Source organism: Paenibacillus odorifer (assembly GCF_000758725.1).
GTDB lineage: Bacteria > Bacillota > Bacilli > Paenibacillales > Paenibacillaceae > Paenibacillus_AQ > Paenibacillus_AQ odorifer.
On sequence record NZ_CP009428.1, the window covers coordinates 4,182,280 to 4,205,243 of the forward strand.

Sequence of the window (22,964 nt, forward strand, 5' to 3'; positions counted from 1 at the left end):
AGCAGAGCATGCTTCGAACAAAAATCAAGGAGCGTGAACAGGGCTATGATGATTCAAGTTACACCTCTCGCAGAAAGGAAGTTGAAGGAAAGGCTTGGAGATCAGCCAGGATTTTTCAAGCTCTTTTATGATACGGTAGGCTGCGGGTGTGACGGAATTAATGTGTTACTGATTGTTTCAGAAGTGGAGCAAGGCGATTCTAGGATAGAGACGAATTCTCTTCCCTTTATCGTAAGCCGGCAACAGGAAATCTTTTATGAAGACAAGATGCGACTCGATGCAGAGGAACGTTTCTCTTCCTATAAGCTGGTCAGTGATTCTCAGATTTATGGCAACAATATCATGGTAAGAGATATGCGCAACGTAAGTACAATTCAAGGATTTTAAGGGAGGAAGCTAATATGAGCCACGTATCAGAAATTATTAACTTTAATAAAAGTTTTGTAGAGAATAAGGACTATGAAGCTTATTTAACCAGTCGTTATCCTGACAAAAAAATGCTGATCATCACCTGTATGGACACTAGACTCGTTGAATTATTGCCGAAAGCCATGAATTTCAAAAACGGTGATGTCAAAATTATCAAAAATGCTGGTGCGGTTATTTCTCAGCCTTTCGGTAGTGTTATGCGTAGTGTAATGGTAGCTCTATATGAACTAGATGCTGAAGAAGTAATCGTGGTTGGACACTATGAATGCGGTATGGCCTCCCTCAATGCGGACCATATGATCAATTCCATTAAAGAACGTGGCGTATCTGAAGAAGTGCTGTCTACACTGGAAAATTCCGGAATCAAACTTACAAAATGGCTGCGTGGGTTTGACAATGTCGAAGAAGGGGTAATTCAGACTGTGGACCTGATTAAACGTCATCCACTGCTTCCCCCTAATGTACCTATCCATGGCATGATCATCGATCCAGCAACCGGAGCGCTTGAGCTTGTCGCTGATGGGTATAAGTAACGAATGACGACTCTCTAACTGCTGTTTGCGTGGATCCTGGATCCACGCTTTTTTTGTGCATAAAAGTATAAATTATGATAAATAAAATTGAAACCTTGTGGGGCATGTCTGCGTATTACCGACCATACACAAAAATTCATGCTCACAGGAGGGTTTTCGTACTAAATGAAACCAATGAAACGCGTAATGATGATTCTAATGGCCTTCACTCTATTTTTTGCAGTGGCTGCTCCAGACTTTGCCGATGCACGTCGAGGTGGCGGCGGTTTCAAATCCGGCACTCGCAGCTATTCAACAACTCCAAAAAAATCAACAACAACAAATAACATCAAAAAAAGTGACAGCACTAAAAGCTCCACAGCAGGATCTGCTGCTAATACGAAACGTGGATTCTTCAGCGGCGGCAGCTTAATGAAGGGCATGATGATCGGTGGTTTGGCCGGATTATTATTCGGTGGAATGTTTGGTGGAATGGGAGCTTTTGGTGACTTCTTAGGCTTTGCCGTTAATATGCTAGCTATCTATGTACTGGTTATGCTCGTGATGTCCTTCTTCCGTCGTAGAAAAGAACGTCGCCGCTTAGAAGAACAGAATGGTCGTTACTAATGTCTACAATCGTTCTAAGCATGGATGAGATCATCAATGCCCTCTGTCTGCACATGGCGGAACGAAAGGCTGTTCGCCCAGAGGATGTTCAGGTAGAACTGAGCTGGGAAGAAGATACCGGTTACTCTGCAGAGGTTTGGGTACAGGGCCGCAGTCAATTTCTAGTGGAGTCCAATATGATTGAAGCGATCCTGCGTTACATGCTCAGCGAATATGGTGTTCGCGCCTATCGTGAAGATGTAAGACTGGACCTGGATGAGGAAATCACAGCGATTGTAAATACAGGGAACTAATGATAGTAAAAGGGACAACCCAAGGGGTTGTCCTTTTTGATATAACGCTATTCATAGAAATATTGCTTTACCGTCCCTACTCCATCTGCCACTTCAATTTCTGCATAAGCTCCATTAATAAAAGTAACCTGCGGCGGGACATGACCACAATCGATATCATAAACGATCGGTACCTTAAGCTCTTCAGAAAGTTCAGCATAGATATCCTCGGCAGTATAGTTATCCACAGGCCGATTAGCTGGACTTCTGCCAAACATAATCCCCGAACAATTCTCAAACCACCCTGCCAGCTTCATCTGCACTAAAGATCTGCGTAAATCCGCTGTGTTCAATTCACAATTTTCCAAATACCAAACTATAGGTTCGTCATGAATCATTTCTTGCTGAAAATGCTGGAGCTTTCCATAGGGCGTGCCGATTAAATGCCTAATTACATCTATACAACCACCCAACAGACGTCCTTTCATCGTTACAGCATCTGTAGTTAGAGACTTCCAATAGGTCTCCTCTGTCAAATGAAAAACGCATGGCGAAGGCACATCATGTTGCCATTCCCGCTGATATTTAAGAGATGAATGCTGGACAATGGACTCACCCACTGGTGTCTCTAGAACCGCCTGCCAGAGGGCTGTAGTATCATCTGAATACTCTCCCCGTAAATCAATGAGATTCGCTCCGTGGGCAGTAGCCAGACCGGTTGTCAGCGTGACCGCAAGCAGCAAGACGCTTATATCTGAATATCCCACGATCCATTTGTCCTGCAAAGCATCAAAATCAATATATTCCAGAGCTTCAATTAACAATTCCCCGCCCCAAGGCGGAATAAGGGCATCGATTCCGTCATCATTGATCATCTCATTAAACTCATGACCACGAACATTGGCTGGTGCAGATTTAGCCTTATCTTGCTTCCATGCCGTTTCGCCGATAATGACATTAAATCCTTGCGACTTCAACCGGCTGGAGGCCAGTGTAAGAAGTTCTGCATTTTGAATGCCTACTCCAGATGAAGGTGCTGTAACGCCTATCGTCGCATTTTTTTTCAAAAAAGGGTATCTAATCATATGCCACCTCCCAGAGTTTGTACCCATTATATCCCTAAAGTGATAATGAGAACACCTCCTTCTAACACATACTTTACGCCTACAAAAAAAGGACCTGGCGGGATGCGTCAACGTATGACCACAAATCCTGCACATGTCCTTCTTCAATTAAACCCAAGCACTAGATTAAAGAGATAGCAAGCAGTTCAAACAACACAAGCGGTAAAATCACATTATTATTGTATGGGGGACCTGGATAAGGTCCTGGATATGGGCCAGGTCCCGGGCCCGGATGAGGATGATAAGGCTGATGAGGGTTGTAAAACCCGCGGGGCATTTGCCCATTAGCTGCAACATTCAGATACAAGTGTTTATTATCTACTCCGGCTATAACGCCTTCATGTACAAAGCCATCTATTGTCTGTACGTTCACCTTATGGTTAAGGTATGGCTTGCAAGATTGATGTAGGGAATCACGGACACCGTGCAGGTGCCGGATCACAGCAGGATCGGCCTGATAAATCACATTCTGTTGCTGCCCAGTGTTAAATGTCGACATGGATGTTCTGACCTCCGTAAATGGATTTGCTCCATTCTATGCAGAAGCCTAGATTACGGTGCCTATTAAATGGGCTATTCTTAGAATGGCAGAGCGACCTTCTCAACCTTAACATTTACGGAAACTAGAGACAGTCCCATCATATTTTCAACAGCATTTCTTACATTTTGCTGTAGCATATAGCAGACCTCTTGAATCACACATCCGTAATTAACTATGACCTGAAGATCGATGGCAACATCCACTTCTTTTACTTCAACGGACATTCCTTTTTTTACATTTTTACCGCTTAGACGTTTAGCCCAGTTGTCCGAGATACTGCTTCCTGACATGCCGGCAATACCCGGTGTGTCCAGAACCACTTGCCCGACGATCGAAGTCACCACATCATCTGAAATATGAATTAGTCCTTGCTCCGTTCCTTCATTCATAGAAATCCCTCCATAATGTTTTATTACCTTAAGAGATATCAGGACTCTCCTCTACCTCTATCTCTACCCGGCGTTGCTTGACAAACAAATAATAGGCCTTGGTCAAGACGATTTTAACAATCATATACAGCGGAATAATCAGCAATATCGCTATGATCCCGCCTAAATCACCGCCAACTAATACCAGGATAATCGTTGTCAGTGGATGAATATCGAGCTTTTTCCCAAAGATGTAGGGAGCGATTAAATTATCCTGTATCTGCTGCGCTACCAGAACAATGATGATGGACCAGACGGCTATAGACGGCGATTGAATGAATCCGATGATGAAAATAGGGATACTAGACAGTATCGCACCAATAAAAGGCACGAAGTTCATCACAACTGCGATTACAGTCAACAGCAATGCATATTGCAGGCCGATAATAAGGAAACCAATATACATCAGAACGCCTAAGGCTAAATTAACAAGCACCCGGCCCACGATAAAGCCACTAAGCGCACTGTCGATTTCAGTCATCATTGTAGTTCCTTCTTCACGATACTTCTTTGGGAAGAAACTTACAATCTTACGTCCGAATTTCCCACCTTCCTTAAGCATGTAGAATAACATAATCGGAAAGGTGAATAAAATGATCGCAAAATTCGAAACAAAAGAGAACAGTCCTGAAACGTAATTCGTTAACAGCGTAAACCCTTTATTCAAATAATCCGTCAATGTGGAGGCTGGATTCGCATCAGCAGGGATCAACGCAGACAGAAATTCATTATCTTCTAGTTTCAAAAGCTGTTGATTCAAGGAGGCAATGAGATTCGGCATATTATCGACGAAATTAACTAATTGTGTGCGAAGTGAAGGCCAAACACCGATAATAAAAGCAAACAGAAGCACTAAAATAACTACATATACGATGATAATCGCCAAAGAACGATTCAGCTTATATTTCTCCAAGGTATCGATCAGTGGCCGCAGCAGGTAATAAAAGAAACCCGCCAGCATTAAAGGCACTATAATGACACTGAACAAAGACAGGATCGGTGTGAATAAAAAATCTACGCGTGAGCCTAAAAATACAATGCCTAACACTAAAAGGATCGCTAGACAAACTCTGATGAAATTGTTCAGTTTAGCCATAGTTTCTCTCCCGTCTTCTGATTTGGATGTCTTCCAGCTCGTTATTTCGGAATCCGGATGGTGAACACCGTAGGTTCCTTCTTTCGGCGACTGAGATGAAGCGTACCCCCCATTTTCTCTGTATTTTTCATAGCTATCGAGAGACCTAGCCCTGTTCCTCCCGAAGCTGTCCGCGCTTTATCTCCCCGAACAAACGGATCAAACATTGTGGACCACAGCTCTTCTGGAATACCCACTCCAGTATCAGCGATTTCAATCGTGACTTCTTTCTCCAAAGGGATCACCTCCACACGCAAATGTGTACCTGGAGGATTATAGATCAGTGCATTGGAGATCAAATTATGAACCACACTCGAGAGCAGCTCCGCATCAAAGTTCAAGAACACATCCTCTTCGGGAACATTTAGATGCAAAACAAAGTTCTTTTGTTCAATCTCTCCGTAGGTATCTGCAATGATTTCACGAATAAATTCGCCCAGTTCTTGACGCTCCATTCGTAGCAAGAAATCCGGTGAATCTATTTTTAACAGCTCCAGCATGTTCTGAATCAGCTTAGTAACTTGTGAGGATTTATTATAAATATAGCTTAAATATCTTTTTTGGCGTTCTTCATCCTCGCCTCTACCCTCTACAAGCGCCTGTGCAAAGCCCTGTATACTCGTTATCGGCGTCTTCAGATCATGGGACAGATCAACCATCATCCGTTTCTTACTTTCCTCTGCCTGGCGTTTTTCTTTGGTCGTCTTTTCAATTACGTCTGCCATATAATTAAAAGTCTCTCCAATTTGCGAAAATTCCTTCTCTGCATATAAAGCGATTCGAGTATCATAATTCCCCTGAATCATCTGCTTCAGCCCAAGCGTGATGATACGCAGTGGTTTCCTGATTCGCCGCGCCACCCAATAACTGTACACGATAATTAGCAAAAGAATCATTCCCACACCCAAAAAGACGTAGTATGAAAGCGAATGATTAAAGTAGGCCACGAAGGGATCACTATTAATGGTGATGGTGATAGCTTCCCGCGGCAGCTTCAGCAGCAGCCACTCCGATTCGCTCTGAGCATTTAGCGTGGTCAACGAGTAAAAGTAAGCTTGATCTTCTCCATTTTCCAAACTTTTTAAAAGCTGGTTACTGGTATATTGGGTTACACCGTCTTTTTTTTCTCCAACAACCTTGGTGACCTTCATGTCTTGATCCAAGACCTCGATCCATCCCCCGCTACGCAGAAGACGTTTGGTTTCTATCCCATGCTCCAGATTATCTCGATAAGCACTAGCTTCCACCTTCAAATCAGGATCAGCGATTTTATTTTTTTCAAAAATATGGGTCACATCAAGATTAATAAACAAATAATATACAATCACGAGAAAAAACAAAATACAGATAAACAACAAAAAATCCAGCGTCAGCGATGATTGTAAAGGTCGTTGATCTCTATTGCTCCATAGGCGCTTCAATTTTGTATCCCAGCCCTCTAATAGTCTTTAAATATACTGGCTTTTTGGAGTCTTCCTCAATTTTTTCCCGGATATTGCTGATATGTACCATGATACTATTATCTTCGTACACATAGAAATCTTCCCACACGGCCTCATATATTTTTTTGCGTGTAAATACTCGTCCAGGCTGCTTCATCATTAGTTCCAAAATTTTGTACTCGGTAGAAGTAAGCACCACAGGTTCACCAGAACGATAGAGCAGACACTGGCTTTGATCCAGCATTAATTCACCTAATACAATCTGTTCAGCTTCTTTTTCCTCAACGACTTGCGCATCGAAATGATGTACACGCCGCAGCAGTGCTCCAACACGGGCTACTATTTCTAATGGATTAAACGGTTTGGAAATATAATCGTCGGCTCCTAGTTCAAGACCCAGAATCTTGTCATGATGTTCGCTTTTGGCGGATAAAAATAACACTGGAAAATGATGCACCTCGCGGATCTTTTTCAATAATTGCAGTCCATCCAGACCCGGCATCATAATATCTAGTATTGCCAAATCAACCTTATGGTTCTGCACCTGCGTTAAGGCTTCAGTCCCACTGTTCGCTTCCAAAATGTTGTACTCTTTCTCTAAATATAATCTTAGCAATTCCACAATTTCTGCTTCATCATCAGCGATCAATATTGTATACATGATAATCCCCCCATCTAACTATATTCTGTGATTATTAACAGAGCCTAAATACAATCTAAAGAATAGCTAAATTATCACATAGGAATAAAATAAAAATCGCACACGGGAAACCGTCCCATGTACGATCGTAATTTGTCTGGATTGTGAGGATCACTACTTTAAAAAGCTACGCCAATTCCGCCTTCCCCAGCATAGGTTCCCATTACCGGACCCATGCTTGAGAGTAAGACTTCTTTGAAGGGATGCTTTTGTAAAATGCGTTCTTTAATCTCGAGTGCCAGCTTCTCACAATTACTGTGTACAATAGCGATAACCGCTTTCTCGTAATCATGCTGCTTCTCATCCAAATGCGCAAGCAGACGATTCAGTGCTTTTGGAAGACCCCGGGTCTTCTCCACTACTTCTACAGTACCTTCTTCGCTGATTTTGAGCAGCAACTTTATATTGAGTACAGACGCTACGGCTCCCGAGAGCCGACTAAGACGTCCGCCTTTCATTACATTCTCCAGAGTGTCCAGCGTAAAATAAGCGTTAACTTCCTCTATCTGCTGAAGTACCTTTTCCTTGAGCTCTTGCAAGCTTGAACAAGTTAAGGACCACTGCGCCGCCAGGCCGACAATCAATGACAGCCCGCCTGAGAAGTTTTTGGAATCTATAACCTCTATTGCATTGGTATGTCCTTCATCCTTATACATTTCCATAGCAATCATAGCCGTCTGATAAGTGCTACTAATATTAGAGGACATACAAATGACCATAATGTCAGTTCCCTCCTCCACTTGCTTGAACTTCTCAAGGAATTCGTTGGGACTTGGACTAGCTGTGGTAGGCAGCTCCTTGGATTCGCGCATTTGAGCATAAAAGCTTTTCGTGTCCGTATCTGCCGGCATTAACTCATGCCCAAAATGAACCGGTAGGTGGATCACGGAAACATTATACTTCTCCATGTAGTCAAGGGGCAGGTCTGAACCGCTGTCTGTTATGATCTTGATTGCCATAATATAAGTACTCTCCTTTCAATATCAGTACTATTATAGCCACCATAAAATGAAATCTCCAGTAACCTTTATAACTTGAAAAATTCTTCGATCTGTGCTATGTCTTTCTTCCTTAACTTGTCCTTATATGATATGGTTTATGAATAAGCGTATAGAAATGGAGTGTATGTATGAGTAAGGGAAGAGTATGGAACAGAGGCAAACATGATGGTACAGGACTATCGAGAAAAAAAACCGTAGATCAAGAGGGTACAGCTTCTACTGAAACTGAATCCACAGAACCTTCGAAGGAACCTTCCAATTCAAGAATTGATACTGTAAAACCGATGAATCGCACGAATTGGGTGACCAGACCCACCCGAGTCATCAATAAAGATTCGAAAGACAAACGATAATTCATACATTCTGAGATTTGAGGACCCAGATAACGTTATTGGCAAATTCCCAGCCTTCTGAGCAGAGTTTCGGACTCCAGAGCCGTTATTCCGTTGAAAGAGATTCATATATGGTGTTTTTCGTGCCATTAGTGACTATGCGGTCCGTTAGCATCCCAAATCTGGAATAAAACTGCGTTTAGAGTCATCTGTGTCCGATAGTTATCTTTGTACATGCAAAAGTAATGAAATCCAGCGAACAACAAAAAGGGTTGTCCCAGTAGCCATTTCATCATTTCATGGCTTATGGAACAACCCTCTTCTACTTTCTACGCCATATATCCTAACTCCGCTTCATCTCTGGAGGGGGCTTCGCCAATTAACTGCTTCAATAGTTTTTTCATCATTACCGAAGCTTTTACTTTGGTATGAAGACACGGAGAAACCTCTATTACATAGTTTCCTTGTTTGATAGCTTCCTTCAATTCTTCCACAGTTGAGCAGGAGTCTTGCAGACGATTCACAACACTGCCATACTGCAAACACTGATGACTGTCACTGCCAGCAATCACAGGCACACCCAGCTTCTCAGCAAACGGCGTGATCAAGTTTTTATAAGTCTCCACCCCCTGCATGTAAATATCCTTAGCGTTGAAATCAAAAGCGTCTAATCGCTGAAGCAATGCCGGATCCAGTTGATGTAAAGGCGTAGAAGTTCGGAAGGGGTGGGCTCCGATTTTCCAAAGATTATGTTCGTCGGCCATATCAAGCAACTGCTTAAAAGGTATGAAATTCCCCTCCTGTGTATGCTCATCTAGTAAAGCGCGGACAGCTAGAACATTCTCCTTTAGTCCGATCAACAGGATATGACCTGTCTCCGCGATATCCACTTCCATGCCTGGAAACAGTTTAAGTCCGTTCACATCGTAATAATGCCCGTTATAGGGATAAGTCTGATCCAGCGCATCATACATCGCAAAGAAATTAGAAGTATTAAAATGCTCGGTCAATGCTATAGCCTGTAATCCATTTGCCTTGGCTTCGAACATCATCTCCGCAAAATATTCGGGGGAAAACGTAGATTTCTTAGATAATTTACCATGGGTATGCAGATCAATATTCATCATGTCTAATTCGTCTCCTTTGAGCTTGTAAGTTATGTTAATACACCAGTTCAGGGTAGAGATAACCAATACAGAATATCAAGATGACATAAGCAATGGATCCGGATAAAAAGTACCAGTCGGACCGCTTCATTTTCAAATAAGATAACTTGATCTTCTTCACTTTCTTATTATTAAGCCCGTAGCTAAATCCCCGAGTCTCAAGAGCTTCAATCGTTGTTCGAGAACGTTTAGCTGTGTTCAACATGAGCGGGTAAAATGCCAGAATCACGATTCGCAAATAATACGTTATTGTTCGCCAATAGAAAATTCCATGTTGAAGCGGTCGTTGCCCTCTCAATCTAAAGGAAAGTAGAATCTGATGGAATTCCTCCAGTAAAGTAGGCAAAATACGATAGCCATAAGATAAGCTGAACGCAAAGGTATCAGGGATTCCTAAAGACAGTAAGCCGTCACTAAGTCGTTCCGGATCAAGACTAGAGAAAACCGTTATACTCGCCAGCGAAATCACCGAAAGCTTAAGCGTCAGTGTCAGCATAGGCAGCAAGGATTCAATCCCCCCGCCGAAAAAGAGCGACAATATAAACATCCAGCCAATCTGGCTGATTAAGCCGAGACATAATATAAAAATAATATAAGGGCTGACCCGGGAGAGGACGGTCGTTAAAACCATAAGCACGAACATCCCTAACAGGATTGTCCGGTTATGTACAAACCAAGGCACGATGGCAAAAAAGAGATACCAGAGCAGCAGGGTTCGCGGGTCCAGCCTGCCCAGAAAAGTGCTGCTGCTGTTATATGCGGTTCCGAGTAACTCCAATTTGATTTGTTCTACAGATATACGGTCAAGTGCCCGTTTAACGGCTTCCATGGATTGCAGCTACCTCCTTCTTTTCCACTAAACTCACAAACTCTTCTAAGCTACTGCAAATTCTTGGGAGACCGAGCATACGACTTAGCTCCATCAATTGGGTCTGAGCCAGACCCGCACGCCGTAAAAGAAGCCCATCAGCGAAAATTTCATCCTTCGTTCCATCCGCGATTATCCGTCCTTGATGCATTACAATTATTCTGCTGGCCCATTCAGCGACAAGCTGCATATCATGAGTTGCGATGACTACCGTCTTCACATGATTACGAAGCGTCTCCAGCACATGTACCATTTCTTGTTTGGTCGAAATGTCCAGATTAGCTGTCGGTTCATCAAGCAGCATGATGGCGGGTTTAACCGCGGCACCAATCGCCAAGGATACCCGGCGCTGCTGCCCGCCACTTAGCAGTCGGGCATCCCGTTCAGCCAGCTCGCTTAAGCGAAACGCCTTTAGCATCTCATCCACTCTTTCATCCGTATCTGGTAATTTCCGCGCCTTCAGATAATAAGCGATTTCCTTACGCACAGAATCCTCGATAAACATTTCCTCCGGATTCTGGAATACGTAAGCTACCGTACCGGAGAGACGTTCAGGCGGCAACCCGTTCACCGTCATATCTTTAACCTTTACGGTTCCAGCTGTAGGTCTGACAATACCAGCAATCAGCTTCATTAATGAAGATTTACCTGCTCCGTTGTTGCCAATAAGAGCAATGGACTCTCCCTGCCGCAGTTCTAGCTGAATTCCATTCAGTACAGGATGCAGCACCTTATGAATCGTACGGTAAGAGAGGTGAACATTCTCCAGCTGAACGATAGAACTTTCTTCTTTTGCTGCTTTGGGGAGCTGCTCTTGAATTCGTCCGATTGGAAGTGTCTCCACATTAGCATCCTGACGAAGAATCATGCGGGTACTGCCTTCCTCAGCATTTAAGGGAAGCAGCTTTGTGTTCTGATCATCAGGCTGTAGCAGCCAAGCCGCCCGGGTCACATCCGGTGGGTAAATGCCCAGCTCTAGCAATTCTTCTACAGATGACAAAGCTTCACGAACAGGCTTCTGCCAGCGCATTTTACCCTGATCCATCAGGACAACATTTTTACAATAATCCGCAATGAATTCCGCATGATGCTCAATCACTACAATGGTCTTTCCATGCTCCTCATTTAAACGCTGCAAAATATCATAGATATGACGGGCATGCTGCGGATCAAGCTGGGCTACGGGTTCGTCGATCACCAGAATTTCCGGATCCATAGCTAGGGCTCCGGCCAGAGCGAGCAGATGTTTTTGCCCACCACTTAACTGCCAAATAAATTCATGCCTCAAATCACTAAGTCCGGTTAACGCCAGCGCACGCTCTCCCCGTTCCTTGTAATCCGTAAACCCATAATTCAGAGGTGTAAAAGACACATCATCAAGCACCGTCGGCCTTACCAATTGATTCTCGAAATCCTGATAAACATAACCGATACGTTTGGACAGCTCTGCTACACTTTTTCCATCCGCAGATTGGCCGCAAACTGTCACCTCTCCACTGAAATCACCAGTGTAATAATGAGGAATTAAGCCGTTAAAGCATTTGCAGAGAGTAGATTTCCCGGAGCCATTACTGCCGATGATCGCAATAAAATCTCCTTCTCCCAGTCGTAAGTCTACGTCTTGCAGTACTGGTTGTTCAGCTCCCGGATACGTAAAGTTAATTTTGTTCAATTCAAGAATTGTATTACGCATCTGCTTGACCCGCTTCCTGTCTTTTTCGTGCCGAACGCCGAAGCAGTGTAATAATCGCCGTTGCCGCTACTACAGCCGCTACCAACATACTGAGCCAAATCAAGGTCTTTTCATTCGATTCCGCTCCTGCAAGCTCAAAATCACCGAAGTTCCAGCCCGATTCCGATAACAATTCCGAACCCACCGCTACCATCACTAGAAAGGTTCCGGCAATGACCAGCTTAGGAGATAGCCATGCTCCTGTTGCATATTTCATATTCCGCTCACGTGGCTTCATGCCGATCAATGGTTCAATTTTTCCATATAAACGCGGAACCAGATACATAGTAGGAATCAGCGCGAACAAAATGCCGGAGAAGAGGACATCATTCAGGAACCCTACTCCCTCAATTACAACGATACTTTCTGCCAGCCCTTTAACAGCCTCTAGCTCTTCTACCCCTACCCATACCTTCACAATATCTATAACGGAGCTAAAAAACTGGTGAATCACCACGCCGGTAATCGCAGCCACTCCAACCTGTCTACGATTCTTCGGATCAGATACCATGCGGCCTGCGGTATACATCGCCAGTGAGAAGGTAATAAATTTCTCCAGCTCCCCTAAACCTCCAAATTGACCTAACATCAATTCCCCGAAGATTACCTCACCAACAGCTGCTCCGACCGCCGCATATAAGGGGTGAAACAACATACATAATGTCAAAGGAATGAAAGCGAAATATTCAATGGATAATTCAATCGGGCCCAGTTTGATCCCAGGCACTAGCTCGGTAAACATATTGGACAACCCGTAAAGCGACATCGACAGTACAAAAATCATCATTTTTTGAGACTGAGTCAGTGTGTAACGCGTTTTTATCGTGCTCATGAAATATTTGGCCTCCCAATAAGAATTTATCTTCATTATAAGAAGGCCATGTCATCACAGCTTTTTTCATTTGTTAAATGAGAGTAATATTTTTTTCAATATTTTTAACGTTGTAAAAATATTTACAACATATTCGCACGTTATATTCTATCTATCGCATCATCATAGGAGGATTGAGAGATTGTATAAAGATTGGAACCATCGCGCTTTTTCGCCTAATCAACGGATAATTGCCGACTTTATTCAGAAAAATGAGCAACGTGTGGTCTATATGACCGAACAAGAAATGGCAGACGAGCTGCATTTGAGCATTGCCTCCGTTTCACGGTTCTGGAAAGCTGCGGGGTATAAACATGCCAAAGATTTTAAAAACCGGCTCCGTTTCCGCTTTGAATCCACACCTTCTGTAAAAATGCGTGATGCCATGCAGCGATCAGACGATACCTCACTCCCTCAACTGCTGCTGGACAATTGTTCACATCATTTGCAAGAAACACGCCGCTATTTAAGTGACGATGTACTAAAGCGTGCAGTAGATGCAATATCAACAGCTCGGATTATTTATGTATACAGCCCTGGCCCTTGCGCCGGATTAGCAGAGCTAATGATCTATCGAATGGCGCGTTTTGGTCTTCAAATGAAAAAAATGGCCCCCAGCGGCCATGAGCTGCTAGAGACCTTAATGCATGCTGACAAACAAGATGTCTTGCTTGTCTTTGGATTTGTGCAAATACTGCCTGAGATTGAAGTCATACTGAACCATGCACGTGAAGTAAATTACCAGGTCATCCTGATCACAGATAGACTCGTCTACCCGCGATCGCAAGATGCAGATATCGTGCTTTATGCCGGGAGAGGTGAGGTTTGGGAGTTCCACTCCATGGTTGGCCCCACCTATATTATTGAGAATCTGATCCTTGGAGTGGGATTAGCGAACAGGGACAGTAGTCTAAGCAAGCTGGATAAATTGCAGCAATTGCGCGCGCAGTATGGGGGGAAGCTCCCGCGGAGTTAGGTTTAGATTTGATTGCAAGGTGAAGAGAAATTTAATTCATTCCTAAAGCTTCTTTAATTTGTGGGATAGATAAACCGTTTGCTTTCATTTCTTTGATCCAAAGAATGCGCGCGACGGTTTCTTCTCTTTTATATCTGCGTGTTAAGTTCTCCTCTGCCTGTTCAAAGGGCAGCATGCCTTCTTCTGTGTAATGTTTGAGTGTACTATAACGAGCATTTGTGATTCTTACTAATTCCCCTATCGATACATATTCTGACGCCATAATATTCTCCATGGATCGTTGTCTAGACATTGATAACCAACTCCTTTACAGCGGGCGCTTCGGAATAAGACGCACACCTTGAATTGGCACTTTCATCATTACAAAATGTGGGATCGCATCGTAGAGCAAATTATCAATTTTAAGGGTCGCAATTGATCCTCTCTCCAGCACCTTAACTTCATGACCATAGGACATTAATCTTGTAATAACTGCGTCTAACCTTTGATTAGAATTATCAAACCAAGACTCTGTTTCTATAAAGACAGCTCGTGATCGCTCTAGGGCAGGGAAGATAAGATTGAGACTACTGCCGATAAAGGTCTTCGCAAACTTTGTCTTCAATGCTAAAAAACGTTTGATGCCTAACTCAACTCCCTGGCGGATTTGTATAGGAAACAATGCCTTTGCCCATAAGTTACTTTGGTATAGATCATGTAATTTGATATTCACCTGTTCTAATTCGTTCAGCGAGAAGAAATCATGCATACATCCACTTTCACGAAGTAGCCATAGCATACAAATGACCTCATCCGTTACTGGACCCTCTTCCAAAATCTCAGCCCGCATATTCTCTGTAATGCTTGTGTACGCCTCCATATTGCTGCGATAGGCTCTAATTTCAACTTCAGCTGAATCAAAATACATGTCGCTCCCTATCAGGCTTGGTATATCTTCAAGCAAATTCATTGCTTGAAGATAATCTGAAATCGCGGTTTCGAACTTTTTTAAATGATGGTTAGACTTCCTCGAAGCCTTCTTTAACCACCAATTTAGGTCACCCTTCACCTCAGCACTATTATGAAGTAAGGATTGTAGAACAGTTTCTCTATAGAGTGTTGAATGAGATTGATCAAGTGCTTCCTTGTGCAAAGTTAACTTGTTCTCAGATTGTGTAAAACATCCCTCTAAGTAAAGCTCCAATATAACCGCTGCTGCCATGCAGCGCAAAGACACTTTCTTGACAGTAGTCATCTGAAGACTTCTCTGTGCATTAAGCGCAATCAATGAAAAACTTGGTACTAATTTAAGATCCATCATAACCATCCACCCCTATCCATTAATTCGTATTTACAGGATGATATTTATTCCGTATGGTGAGCGTTTGATTTACTTACTACTTACTACTTACTACTTACTACTTACTACTTATCACTTACAATACACCATCATTACAATAATTGTCAATGATCTGGAATAACGTAAAGAAAGCCCTGCCCTTAGCACCTGCATGAGCCAACAGATAGTTCTAAGCGCTATCCCAACAAAAAATAATCCGCAGCACAAACAAGCTCCTGTGATAATCACCGGAGCTTGTTCACGTTTAGGCTAAAACTTAGCCTAAAATTAGCGGATGCTCTTAGATACCGCTCAGGCCAGCAAGGTACGGGCTACCTGATCCACAATGTAATTAATACCTGTCGGTCCGTAGCAGCCGATCCATGTAGCGGCATCTACCGGGTATATATACGGCCGCTCATCGGAATCCAACATCCCTCGGACGCTTTGCTCTGTCGCAGATACCCCCTCCTGCATCATCTCGTTACTAAGTAAAAAATAATGGCTGGCATGCACAGCTGGCAGTCTATCAACTGTAATATGATAAGCCGTGTCGGAAGTGTCTGCGACAAATAGCGGAGCAGGCAGACCAAGATCACGGTACAGCACGGCACCTGTGCGATGGGAGGCAGTATGTACCCGTACCAGCGACTCACGCGGACGGATCAAGGCCACGCTCTGACCCGCCAGCGCCGTTGCAAGCTGCTCAGACAGCAATGCTGTTCGGCGCAGGTAATCCGCAATAATACGCTCCACCTCTGTCCGCTTGTCCGTCAATTCACCGAACAGGCTCAAAATCGTCTGCCAGCTCTCATTCCGTTGAAACATTAGGGTTGGCGCAATCCGGTTTAACCGTTCATAATGCTGGGCATGCACCTCAGTACAGACAATCAAATCCGGCCGCAGCCGTTCGACAGCTTGCAGGTCCGGGTACTCATAAGTTCCGAGCATTTCCGTTGTCTTAAGCCTTTCCCTGATATATTGGGGGAATTTTAACGCTGCACTGCCCGTTCCTACACTCCCTGCCGGAGATATCCCAAGCGCAAGCAAATGGTCTGCATATTGAACGTCGAGTACGGCGATACGCCTCGGAGAAGCGGTGACGCAATATTCGCCTCGCATATGACAAATTACCGGGCCTTGCAGCGACTCGTACGATGAGGCCAGGCGATCCGGCAGCCCAGAATATGCTGAGAGAGCACCGATCCCTGAAGCGGCAGTGCGCCTGTAGATCTGCGGGGGAACTCCATGATATTTCTTAAATGCCCTGCTAAAGTAATACATGTCGCGATAGCCCGTTTTTTCTGCAATTTCGCCGATGGGAGCATCCGTATGACGCAACATCCGCTCGGCACTCTCCATCCGCAGCTGGATTACATATTCCATCGGTCCTAGTAACTTCTCCTGTTTGAATCGCCGCTGTAACTGTCTTGTACTGCATCCGGCAAGCGCTGCCAGCTCCTTAAGCTCCAGCTCCTGACCATAATGCCCCGCTATATAGGCAGCGACAACATCCACCATATCCGCCTCTGTGCCTTTCTGACCACATTCATACTCCATAATAAGCTCGTAAAGCATTCCTTGCAGTAGCGCATTCGCATGGAAACGCTCCAGCCCTTCGCCCCGGCTCCATTTGGCTTCGATTTGTTCCGCAGTCTGATGCAGTTCAGCCTGGAGCACGGGACGGTGAACAAATGATGTGCGTAACGGGTGATTACGCTGCGGAAACAGAACATGGGCAGCCCCCAACATTGGAAAAGCCTTGTACATAATAACGGTATAATGAATGGATTCTGATCCAGCAGTCAAAGTAAATGCTGATCCCTTGACTGCGTGACAAGCGAAATAGGCCTGGATATGACAAATTTCGCCATTCATCACAAGCCTACCTTCCCCGCCGCCTGCCAGCAGCAACACATTGGCTGTTAATCCGGTTTCGCTCATAACGCCGCCGGGTGGCAAAGTACCGCTGCGCACATCAAGCATCTTGATCGTTGTATCACTCCATAAACTTGCCTGTTCTTTCAGCGGCATTTCTCTCATCTCCTGACAATAGCATCCTCTGTTAAACGGGCGCACTCGAATAGGATTACATGCTTTAGTGAAAGCGCGTCCGCAACATAAGTGAGTGCGTTGCTGTTGTCATTTTAATTGAGATTCATTCTCATTGTCAATTTTCGGACATTTTCCGCAATATTCCGCCGACATCCTGTAATAAAAACAGCAGGTGATACGCTTGTTTTTTGCAACCGGAGCCAGGTCATTGTTCTCTGTGAACCGGGTAAACGGATTGCGTCTTGCGCCGAACAATTGTCCGGGAGCTATCCGGGTCAGGAAGGCAAAATCGGCTTGCATTCGTTGCCTCTCTTGCCCAAATTCACCTGTTCCAGGAGAATACAATGGGGCAACGCGTACCATAATATTCTCCCAAAGTACTGCCATGGAGACGGGACCAATTGCAGCAAGCGTGTGCAGCATCGGCGCAAGACGTACCGCGAAAATTTCCTCTACGATCTCTTCTCGCCAGGCTTCCCTGTCTTCGGGTGCCGCCGTCGCTCGAAGCCCGTTCAGCGCAAGGAAAGGAAAACGCGTATCCCCTTTAAAAGCTGGGGAAGCCGGATGATAGAGGAAGCAGTTCTCCAGCGGGATGGAGACTTCCCGGTTATGAAGGGTCATAGCGGTCAGCATCGGCGCGATCCACAGATAACCGATCCGCTTGGCCAGCATGGAAGCGGCAACCTGCATATCAGGCGCACCGATATAACCTTTAAGCCAGCTTACATATTCGCGGCATGCAGCTTCTTCGTGCAACTGGCTAAGGGCAATTGTACGAACGTTGCCTTCAGGCGGTTCACCTACCCACAGACGGTATTCCTCCGCCATTTGCTTCCAGGTGGCAGACGACAGATAGTTGTCCATTTTAATGCGATCCCAACAGCGCTTCCGCGGTTTGATCTACAATAATATTGAGGGCAATTGGCCCATAATAAGCGATCCAGAGCGTTGAATTCACATTGTATACGCGGTTATTTTTAACGGCATCATGAGATTTCCAGACCGGACTGTTCGCCATTGCCTCTGCCTCTTTGGCAAACAATTCATCCGATAACAGGAAATAGTGATCTGCTCCAATATCAGCGATGGTCTCCATCGAAATTTCAACGGAGGTATCATCTTTGATCTCCTGAACGAATGCAGGGATATTCAATCCCAAATCCTCATAAAGAATGCTTCCGGTCCGATGTTCGGGACCGTGTACGCGAATACCTTCCGGTCTTGGGCGAATCAGAGCTACCGTTTCGTCGCCCAGCTTCGCCGACAGCTGCTCCCGCAGTCCGACGATTTTGTCCTCGTAGGCTTGACGCACTACCTTCGCCTCCGCCTGCTTGCCCGTTATCATACCGATGGTAGCCGATGTATCCCGCCAATCTTCATAGAAGTCGAGTACTATTGTGGGCGCAATTTTACTGACGCTGTCATACACCTGCTCCTGAAAATCGGTCATCAATATAAGATCCGGATTCATCGCTACAATAGCTTCAAGATTGGGCTCATCGCGTGTGCCCAGGACCTTCACATCACCCAATTGTTCACTTAAATATTCTGGAAACTTTGCATCTTTCGCTCCAGCTACAACGCTGCCTGCCGGATGCTCGCCTATCGCTAACAATTGATCGACGAATTTCACATCAAGCGCGGCGATGACCTTCGGCTTCTCAGTCAGCGTATATTCGCCCTTCATATGCGAGATGGTAACCGGGAAGGCTGCAGTCTGAGCCTGTGTCTCAGATGTAGGTGACGGCTCGGCTGAAGCAGATGGCAGTGCGGCAGTGCCCGCATTTGCACCCCCTCCAGTACCGCAAGCCGTTAGCACAAGTACCAGCGCCATCATCCATATCATTAATAGTCCTGCTTTTTGGGCAGCATCTACCTTTCTACCGGTTGCTTGCCTCTTCTTTGTTCTTTTCATGCTGACTCCCCCTTATGTATGATAATGATTTTCATTATCAGATCAATAAAGCGAGTATAATCTATCTTCATACTCTATTTCCATGTACTTTTGCGACATTGCAGCCGGATTAATGCGACATGCACACCATAGGAACGATTCAGGAGAACCGCGGCTGGCTACAAAAATTCCACACAAGCACCCAATTCCTCAATTCCAACAAATTTTTTTTGCTCCAGTTCTGCAATTATGCCAACACAGTCGATGGTAATATTGCTCAATTCAAGCTTTTCCTTCTCCAGAAACTGATCATCGAACAATCTGACTACTTCAGAAATGGTTCTCCCATTGCAGTCCCTGCTTCTTCCCAAATGAAAAAAGGCATCTTTGTATTACACAAAGATACCTTTTTTCATTAAAAGCTTACGGCTCAATCCCCCACACAAGCTGACCATTCATATACCCGGTGACCTGTTCATTGTTGATGAACTGACTGCTGGATGCCTTGAACGAATAATCATTAGCCTGGTTGTAATTGGACCAGTCGGTTTTGGAGAAACGGGTTTGAATTTCTGCGCTCTGACCTGGATTAAGTGTTCCAGCCGAACTCGTGAAACCAATTTCCAAAACATAATCGGCACTGGCAACAGGAGTCGCCAGCTTAACGAAATTGCCGGTTACATTCGCATTTCCGATGCTGGCCCAGTCGATCCAGAAACTCTGATCTTTCTCGCCATCAATCGTATAGTAATACCGGACCTTCACATCACTTAGTTGAATCGCTGAATCACCGGTATTGACAACTTTGATTTTGGGTGAAATCCCGTTGGTGGAAGCACTTGTGTTGCCATTAAAAGCTTGGACCGTCAAATCTCCAGTGGGTACTGGAACACTGCTATCCGCTACGTTCACTGTAAGAACAGCATTATTTCCTCCATTAAAATGAAAGGTTAGGGTATTCTGTCCCAGCGGCAGCGTGGAAAGATAGGATTTTTTCAGAACAACAGCAACGCTTGATGCCGTATAATCCTGACTCTCTAAAAGTGTGGAATTTCCATTTGTGATACTTGCAAGCTGGTGTCCATTTAAGGTAAGGGCTACGGAAATATCCTGGGCTAGATTCGCCGCTTTATCAAATGCAGCGCTCACGGGCGCAATGGATGCGCTTGGCGTGGAATCGACAATTTTCACTTTTAACACGGGATCTTGTCCTTTATTAAAATCAAAGATGATCGAATGCTCGCCAACCGGCAGTGTCGCCAGAAATGCTTTTTTGAGCAGCAGCGTATTTCCACTCAAGGTATAATCTTGAGTCTCTATTAATGTATTTGCGCCTGCCCGGAGAGCGGTTAACGTATTGCCGTTTGAATTCACGGTGATGGCTTTGTCATTCTGATTGGAGGCATTTTTATCAAATTCGACGTTTGCAGGTGTGATAGACGCACTTGGAATTGGATTGTTAACCTTCAAATCAGGCAGCTCATCGAGCGTGATTACATAATTGCTTTGGTACAGCGTTGTTAAGGTGGCCGGATAATTAAAGGCGGAACTCATGAGATGCTCACCATACCACGGTAAGAAATAGAGCCAGCCCGATTTTTCCTCTGTCAGATTTTGAACGCTTGGAACGGTGTCGTTCTCCGTCATGGCTACCATTTTCGTACCGCCGGTTAAATCAACAAGCTGATAGAAAATCGAGGTAATCGCGTCCTCATTGGGCACACCAGACAAACCGTCATAGCGGTTATAGATCGTGTTGTATTTATCATAGCCTACAATATCCACCTGATCATCGCCGGGATACCATGCGGGAGAAGTGCTGTACACGTAGCTGTTGTAGGTCCAGATCAAATTGTGCAGACCGTACGTTTCTGTAAGTTCAGTATAGAGCAGGTCCCACAACTGCTTGTACACCTCCGAGCCTGCCGAAGCCCACCAGAACCATGCACCTTCTCCATTCAATCCACCGTTGCCCTCCGCCTCATGGAAGGGTCTGAAGATAACCGGCACATTGTTATTTTGCAGAATCTGCAGTTGCTCCGCCAAATCCCCAATGGCCAGTTGTACATATTGGTATTCTTTCGTACCTGGAACTACCGCATTGGCTGTATTAAAATTGGTTTCTGTCGGCTTGTAGGTGGCTTTCTTCCAATCTACAAATTCCCCGAGCTGATAGGCGGTGAAATCTCGGGGCACAGTGATATGCCAGCTGTTTGTCGCGATCCCGCCCCGGTTATTCACCCAATCGATCATCCGGGCGGTCGTACCATCCTCCCATCCGTAAAGCGGATTGTAATTCATCAGATCAAATCCGCGGATCGCCGGATACTTTCCCGTTAAATTGTGAATCCAATCAAACTCCAGCTCGGAATTGCCGTCATTTCCGCCTCCGTAAATCTCCTGCTGGCCGGAGATCATATGATTGCCGTAAACCTCCGTTAAATAATTCATCAGAAGCTGAGTTTCCGGAGTCGCTTGAGTATCGCTGAGGACAGGTTGCACATCCAGGGGATCAAGATCGGCATAATCCACAGTGAAGGTATCAAAATAAGCGAAACCCCAGCCAGCCTTCAGTTGAATGGTGTTGCTGCCTTGATTCAGCTTGTGATAGCCAAAATCGAAATTCGACCATGTGGTCGTATAGGGCAACATATACGACCCCTTCGTAACGCCGTTAACGGCTAAAGATTGAAGCCTGCCGTCAGCACTGAGCTCCTGCATATAACGTGTGGAGATCGTATACATGCCGGTTTCTGGGACAGTCACTGTGAAGGAAATTGTACCGGAATTCTGCATCCAGACAAATCCGCTTCCAGAGTATCCGGGTTTGGGCTGTCCGTAAATTTGGGTCGTCACTTGAAGATCGGAGGTGAGCTGAGCGTTTTCGCTTTCAATTGTGAAAAGTGCGTTGTCTGCATGAACGGGCGGCGCTGTCATCAATCCAAGTAGCAGAGTAAATGCCAGCATCATTGTGATTGCCTTCTTGAGCAAATTTTTCATTTCCACCTTTCCTCCCTATGTTAAATATGGTAAATAAAAGTTCAATATGCCATCTCTTGGATGCGCTTTCATAGATAAGATAGCATATATTCCATATTTTGTAAATCTACCAAATTGAGAAAATTTCCACATGCAAAAAAACTCCCACCAATATTTATTAGGAGGAGTTAAATAACATTGATTCATACAAACAACTCATCAATGAGAGGTACGTGTGGGTCACTAACTAGCTATGCATAATAATAAAGCAGGAATGTAATCGCGCCTGACGATTTGAAATCTTCTACTGATAAAGTGAACCAATTCACTAGATTTTTTACGTATTGCAGCAGATATGGTGACTTTTCCTTGGCTAATCTATTGGGTACTCTGTGAGTTGTCATGAGGGCATCACCTCGTTTCGTGTGGGACTTGGGTAAAGTATTGTTTAGGGTTAGTTTACCCAAAAGGTGGGGGAAGGCGCAGGTAAAGGAAAAAAGTAACTCCATAGGTTTGGGGGTTACGAGTTTGTTGTATGTTAGCTTCCTTTTGGCGTTATTTC

26 protein-coding genes are annotated in these 22,964 nt (G+C 44.7%); 6 read left to right on the forward strand and 20 right to left on the reverse strand.

Annotated elements, in window-relative coordinates; genetic code table 11:
• Window positions 1-45: 45 nt before the first annotated feature.
• The 4 genes from PODO_RS18200 to PODO_RS18215 all read left to right on the forward strand — a co-directional run bounded on the left by PODO_RS18200 (window position 46) and on the right by PODO_RS18215 (window position 1,861).
• Window positions 46-387, forward strand: coding sequence for an iron-sulfur cluster biosynthesis family protein (locus PODO_RS18200; protein ID WP_036688616.1), 342 nt, complete (start codon window positions 46-48; stop codon window positions 385-387).
• Window positions 388-401: 14 nt separating this feature from the next.
• Window positions 402-962 carry a beta-class carbonic anhydrase gene (locus PODO_RS18205; protein WP_036688619.1) on the forward strand — a complete coding sequence of 187 codons (561 nt, stop codon included), beginning with the start codon at window positions 402-404 and terminating at the stop codon, window positions 960-962.
• A 174-nt stretch (window positions 963-1,136) separates the two neighbouring features.
• Window positions 1,137-1,568, forward strand: a complete 432-nt coding sequence (locus PODO_RS18210; RefSeq protein ID WP_036689112.1) for a hypothetical protein — start codon at window positions 1,137-1,139, stop codon at window positions 1,566-1,568.
• Window positions 1,569-1,576: 8 nt separating this feature from the next.
• A complete protein-coding gene (locus tag PODO_RS18215; protein WP_036689115.1) occupies window positions 1,577-1,861 on the forward strand; it encodes a YxcD family protein in 285 nt (94 codons plus the stop codon).
• 47 nt (window positions 1,862-1,908) lie between these two features.
• On the opposite strand, the gene PODO_RS18220 is transcribed toward PODO_RS18215, so the two are convergent.
• From PODO_RS18220 to PODO_RS18250, 7 genes are all read right to left on the reverse strand, one after another.
• The gene (locus PODO_RS18220; RefSeq protein WP_038572010.1) at window positions 1,909-2,925 is read right to left on the reverse strand and encodes a S66 family peptidase; all 1,017 of its coding nucleotides are present in this window, start codon (window positions 2,923-2,925) and stop codon (window positions 1,909-1,911) included.
• 160 nt (window positions 2,926-3,085) lie between these two features.
• Entirely contained in the window at window positions 3,086-3,463 is a 378-nt protein-coding gene (locus PODO_RS18225; protein WP_036688624.1) for a hypothetical protein, read from the reverse strand.
• Between the two features lie 80 nt (window positions 3,464-3,543).
• A complete protein-coding gene (locus PODO_RS18230) occupies window positions 3,544-3,894 on the reverse strand; it encodes an Asp23/Gls24 family envelope stress response protein (protein WP_036688625.1) in 351 nt (116 codons plus the stop codon).
• A 28-nt stretch (window positions 3,895-3,922) separates the two neighbouring features.
• On the reverse strand, window positions 3,923-5,029 hold the full coding sequence (locus PODO_RS18235) for an AI-2E family transporter (RefSeq protein WP_036688627.1): 1,107 nt from the start codon (window positions 5,027-5,029) through the stop codon (window positions 3,923-3,925).
• A 41-nt stretch (window positions 5,030-5,070) separates the two neighbouring features.
• On the reverse strand, window positions 5,071-6,489 hold the full coding sequence (locus PODO_RS18240; RefSeq protein ID WP_038572013.1) for a sensor histidine kinase: 1,419 nt from the start codon (window positions 6,487-6,489) through the stop codon (window positions 5,071-5,073).
• The gene (locus tag PODO_RS18245) at window positions 6,467-7,174 is read right to left on the reverse strand and encodes a response regulator transcription factor (protein WP_170914177.1); all 708 of its coding nucleotides are present in this window, start codon (window positions 7,172-7,174) and stop codon (window positions 6,467-6,469) included. The genes PODO_RS18240 and PODO_RS18245 overlap by 23 nt, the downstream gene beginning before the upstream one ends.
• A 155-nt stretch (window positions 7,175-7,329) precedes the next feature.
• Window positions 7,330-8,169, reverse strand: a complete 840-nt coding sequence (locus tag PODO_RS18250; RefSeq protein ID WP_038572015.1) for a DegV family protein — start codon at window positions 8,167-8,169, stop codon at window positions 7,330-7,332.
• Window positions 8,170-8,339: 170 nt separating this feature from the next.
• Here PODO_RS18250 and PODO_RS18255 point away from each other — a divergent pair, with 170 nt between their 5' ends.
• Window positions 8,340-8,564 (forward strand): hypothetical protein, encoded by a 225-nt coding sequence (locus tag PODO_RS18255; RefSeq protein WP_038572016.1) that lies wholly within the window; start codon window positions 8,340-8,342, stop codon window positions 8,562-8,564.
• 128 nt (window positions 8,565-8,692) lie between these two features.
• Here PODO_RS18255 and PODO_RS31530 read toward each other — a convergent pair whose 3' ends face one another.
• The 5 genes from PODO_RS31530 to PODO_RS18275 are packed head-to-tail and all read right to left on the reverse strand — an operon-like array spanning window position 8,693 to window position 13,141.
• The gene (locus PODO_RS31530) at window positions 8,693-8,839 is read right to left on the reverse strand and encodes a hypothetical protein (protein ID WP_169744782.1); all 147 of its coding nucleotides are present in this window, start codon (window positions 8,837-8,839) and stop codon (window positions 8,693-8,695) included.
• A 33-nt stretch (window positions 8,840-8,872) separates the two neighbouring features.
• Window positions 8,873-9,670, reverse strand: coding sequence for a PHP domain-containing protein (locus PODO_RS18260; protein WP_326047664.1), 798 nt, complete (start codon window positions 9,668-9,670; stop codon window positions 8,873-8,875).
• Window positions 9,671-9,704: 34 nt separating this feature from the next.
• Window positions 9,705-10,538, reverse strand: coding sequence for an energy-coupling factor transporter transmembrane component T family protein (locus tag PODO_RS18265; RefSeq protein WP_038572018.1), 834 nt, complete (start codon window positions 10,536-10,538; stop codon window positions 9,705-9,707).
• Complete coding sequence (locus PODO_RS18270; protein ID WP_425311655.1) at window positions 10,525-12,249, reverse strand: ABC transporter ATP-binding protein; 1,725 nt, start codon at window positions 12,247-12,249, stop codon at window positions 10,525-10,527. Before PODO_RS18270 ends, PODO_RS18265 begins: the two co-directional genes overlap by 14 nt.
• A gap of 13 nt (window positions 12,250-12,262) precedes the next feature.
• A complete protein-coding gene (locus PODO_RS18275; RefSeq protein ID WP_036688636.1) occupies window positions 12,263-13,141 on the reverse strand; it encodes a DUF8171 family membrane protein in 879 nt (292 codons plus the stop codon).
• A gap of 181 nt (window positions 13,142-13,322) precedes the next feature.
• Here PODO_RS18275 and PODO_RS18280 point away from each other — a divergent pair, with 181 nt between their 5' ends.
• Entirely contained in the window at window positions 13,323-14,156 is an 834-nt protein-coding gene (locus PODO_RS18280; protein WP_036688639.1) for a MurR/RpiR family transcriptional regulator, read from the forward strand.
• Window positions 14,157-14,187: 31 nt separating this feature from the next.
• On the opposite strand, the gene PODO_RS18285 is transcribed toward PODO_RS18280, so the two are convergent.
• The 8 genes from PODO_RS18285 to PODO_RS31165 all read right to left on the reverse strand — a co-directional run bounded on the left by PODO_RS18285 (window position 14,188) and on the right by PODO_RS31165 (window position 22,806).
• Entirely contained in the window at window positions 14,188-14,448 is a 261-nt protein-coding gene (locus tag PODO_RS18285) for a helix-turn-helix domain-containing protein (protein ID WP_036688642.1), read from the reverse strand.
• Between the two features lie 15 nt (window positions 14,449-14,463).
• On the reverse strand, window positions 14,464-15,456 hold the full coding sequence (locus tag PODO_RS18290; RefSeq protein WP_038572020.1) for a hypothetical protein: 993 nt from the start codon (window positions 15,454-15,456) through the stop codon (window positions 14,464-14,466).
• Window positions 15,457-15,786: 330 nt separating this feature from the next.
• On the reverse strand, window positions 15,787-17,508 hold the full coding sequence (locus tag PODO_RS18295; protein ID WP_038572022.1) for a helix-turn-helix domain-containing protein: 1,722 nt from the start codon (window positions 17,506-17,508) through the stop codon (window positions 15,787-15,789).
• A gap of 108 nt (window positions 17,509-17,616) precedes the next feature.
• Entirely contained in the window at window positions 17,617-18,393 is a 777-nt protein-coding gene (locus PODO_RS18300) for an IucA/IucC family C-terminal-domain containing protein (RefSeq protein ID WP_038572025.1), read from the reverse strand.
• A 1-nt stretch (window position 18,394) separates the two neighbouring features.
• Window positions 18,395-19,444, reverse strand: coding sequence for an ABC transporter substrate-binding protein (locus tag PODO_RS18305; RefSeq protein ID WP_038572027.1), 1,050 nt, complete (start codon window positions 19,442-19,444; stop codon window positions 18,395-18,397).
• Window positions 19,445-19,602: 158 nt separating this feature from the next.
• On the reverse strand, window positions 19,603-19,794 hold the full coding sequence (locus tag PODO_RS31160; RefSeq protein WP_155288146.1) for a hypothetical protein: 192 nt from the start codon (window positions 19,792-19,794) through the stop codon (window positions 19,603-19,605).
• 52 nt (window positions 19,795-19,846) lie between these two features.
• Entirely contained in the window at window positions 19,847-22,423 is a 2,577-nt protein-coding gene (locus tag PODO_RS18310; protein ID WP_038572029.1) for a glycosyl hydrolase, read from the reverse strand.
• Between the two features lie 230 nt (window positions 22,424-22,653).
• Window positions 22,654-22,806 (reverse strand): DUF255 domain-containing protein, encoded by a 153-nt coding sequence (locus PODO_RS31165; RefSeq protein ID WP_155288147.1) that lies wholly within the window; start codon window positions 22,804-22,806, stop codon window positions 22,654-22,656.
• Between the last annotated feature and the right edge of the window lie 158 nt (window positions 22,807-22,964).

Bases quoted from the DNA above. Each gene is read 5' to 3' on its own strand.
- PODO_RS18200 (WP_036688616.1), top strand. From the start codon at position 46: ATGATGATTCAAGTTACACCTCTCGCAGAAAGGAAGTTGAAGGAAAGG.
- PODO_RS18205 (WP_036688619.1), top strand. From the start codon at position 402: ATGAGCCACGTATCAGAAATTATTAACTTTAATAAAAGTTTTGTAGAG.
- PODO_RS18210 (WP_036689112.1), top strand. From the start codon at position 1,137: ATGAAACGCGTAATGATGATTCTAATGGCCTTCACTCTATTTTTTGCA.
- PODO_RS18220 (WP_038572010.1), bottom strand. From the start codon at position 2,925: ATGATTAGATACCCTTTTTTGAAAAAAAATGCGACGATAGGCGTTACA.
- PODO_RS18225 (WP_036688624.1), bottom strand. From the start codon at position 3,463: ATGTCGACATTTAACACTGGGCAGCAACAGAATGTGATTTATCAGGCC.
- PODO_RS18230 (WP_036688625.1), bottom strand. From the start codon at position 3,894: ATGAATGAAGGAACGGAGCAAGGACTAATTCATATTTCAGATGATGTG.
- PODO_RS18235 (WP_036688627.1), bottom strand. From the start codon at position 5,029: ATGGCTAAACTGAACAATTTCATCAGAGTTTGTCTAGCGATCCTTTTA.
- PODO_RS18250 (WP_038572015.1), bottom strand. From the start codon at position 8,169: ATGGCAATCAAGATCATAACAGACAGCGGTTCAGACCTGCCCCTTGAC.
- PODO_RS18255 (WP_038572016.1), top strand. From the start codon at position 8,340: ATGAGTAAGGGAAGAGTATGGAACAGAGGCAAACATGATGGTACAGGA.
- PODO_RS31530 (WP_169744782.1), bottom strand. From the start codon at position 8,839: ATGATGAAATGGCTACTGGGACAACCCTTTTTGTTGTTCGCTGGATTT.
- PODO_RS18260 (WP_326047664.1), bottom strand. From the start codon at position 9,670: ATGATGAATATTGATCTGCATACCCATGGTAAATTATCTAAGAAATCT.
- PODO_RS18265 (WP_038572018.1), bottom strand. From the start codon at position 10,538: ATGGAAGCCGTTAAACGGGCACTTGACCGTATATCTGTAGAACAAATC.
- PODO_RS18275 (WP_036688636.1), bottom strand. From the start codon at position 13,141: ATGAGCACGATAAAAACGCGTTACACACTGACTCAGTCTCAAAAAATG.
- PODO_RS18285 (WP_036688642.1), bottom strand. From the start codon at position 14,448: ATGTCTAGACAACGATCCATGGAGAATATTATGGCGTCAGAATATGTA.
- PODO_RS18290 (WP_038572020.1), bottom strand. From the start codon at position 15,456: ATGATGGATCTTAAATTAGTACCAAGTTTTTCATTGATTGCGCTTAAT.
- PODO_RS18295 (WP_038572022.1), bottom strand. From the start codon at position 17,508: ATGCCGCTGAAAGAACAGGCAAGTTTATGGAGTGATACAACGATCAAG.
- PODO_RS18300 (WP_038572025.1), bottom strand. From the start codon at position 18,393: ATGGACAACTATCTGTCGTCTGCCACCTGGAAGCAAATGGCGGAGGAA.
- PODO_RS18305 (WP_038572027.1), bottom strand. From the start codon at position 19,444: ATGAAAAGAACAAAGAAGAGGCAAGCAACCGGTAGAAAGGTAGATGCT.
- PODO_RS18310 (WP_038572029.1), bottom strand. From the start codon at position 22,423: ATGAAAAATTTGCTCAAGAAGGCAATCACAATGATGCTGGCATTTACT.
- PODO_RS31165 (WP_155288147.1), bottom strand. From the start codon at position 22,806: ATGACAACTCACAGAGTACCCAATAGATTAGCCAAGGAAAAGTCACCA.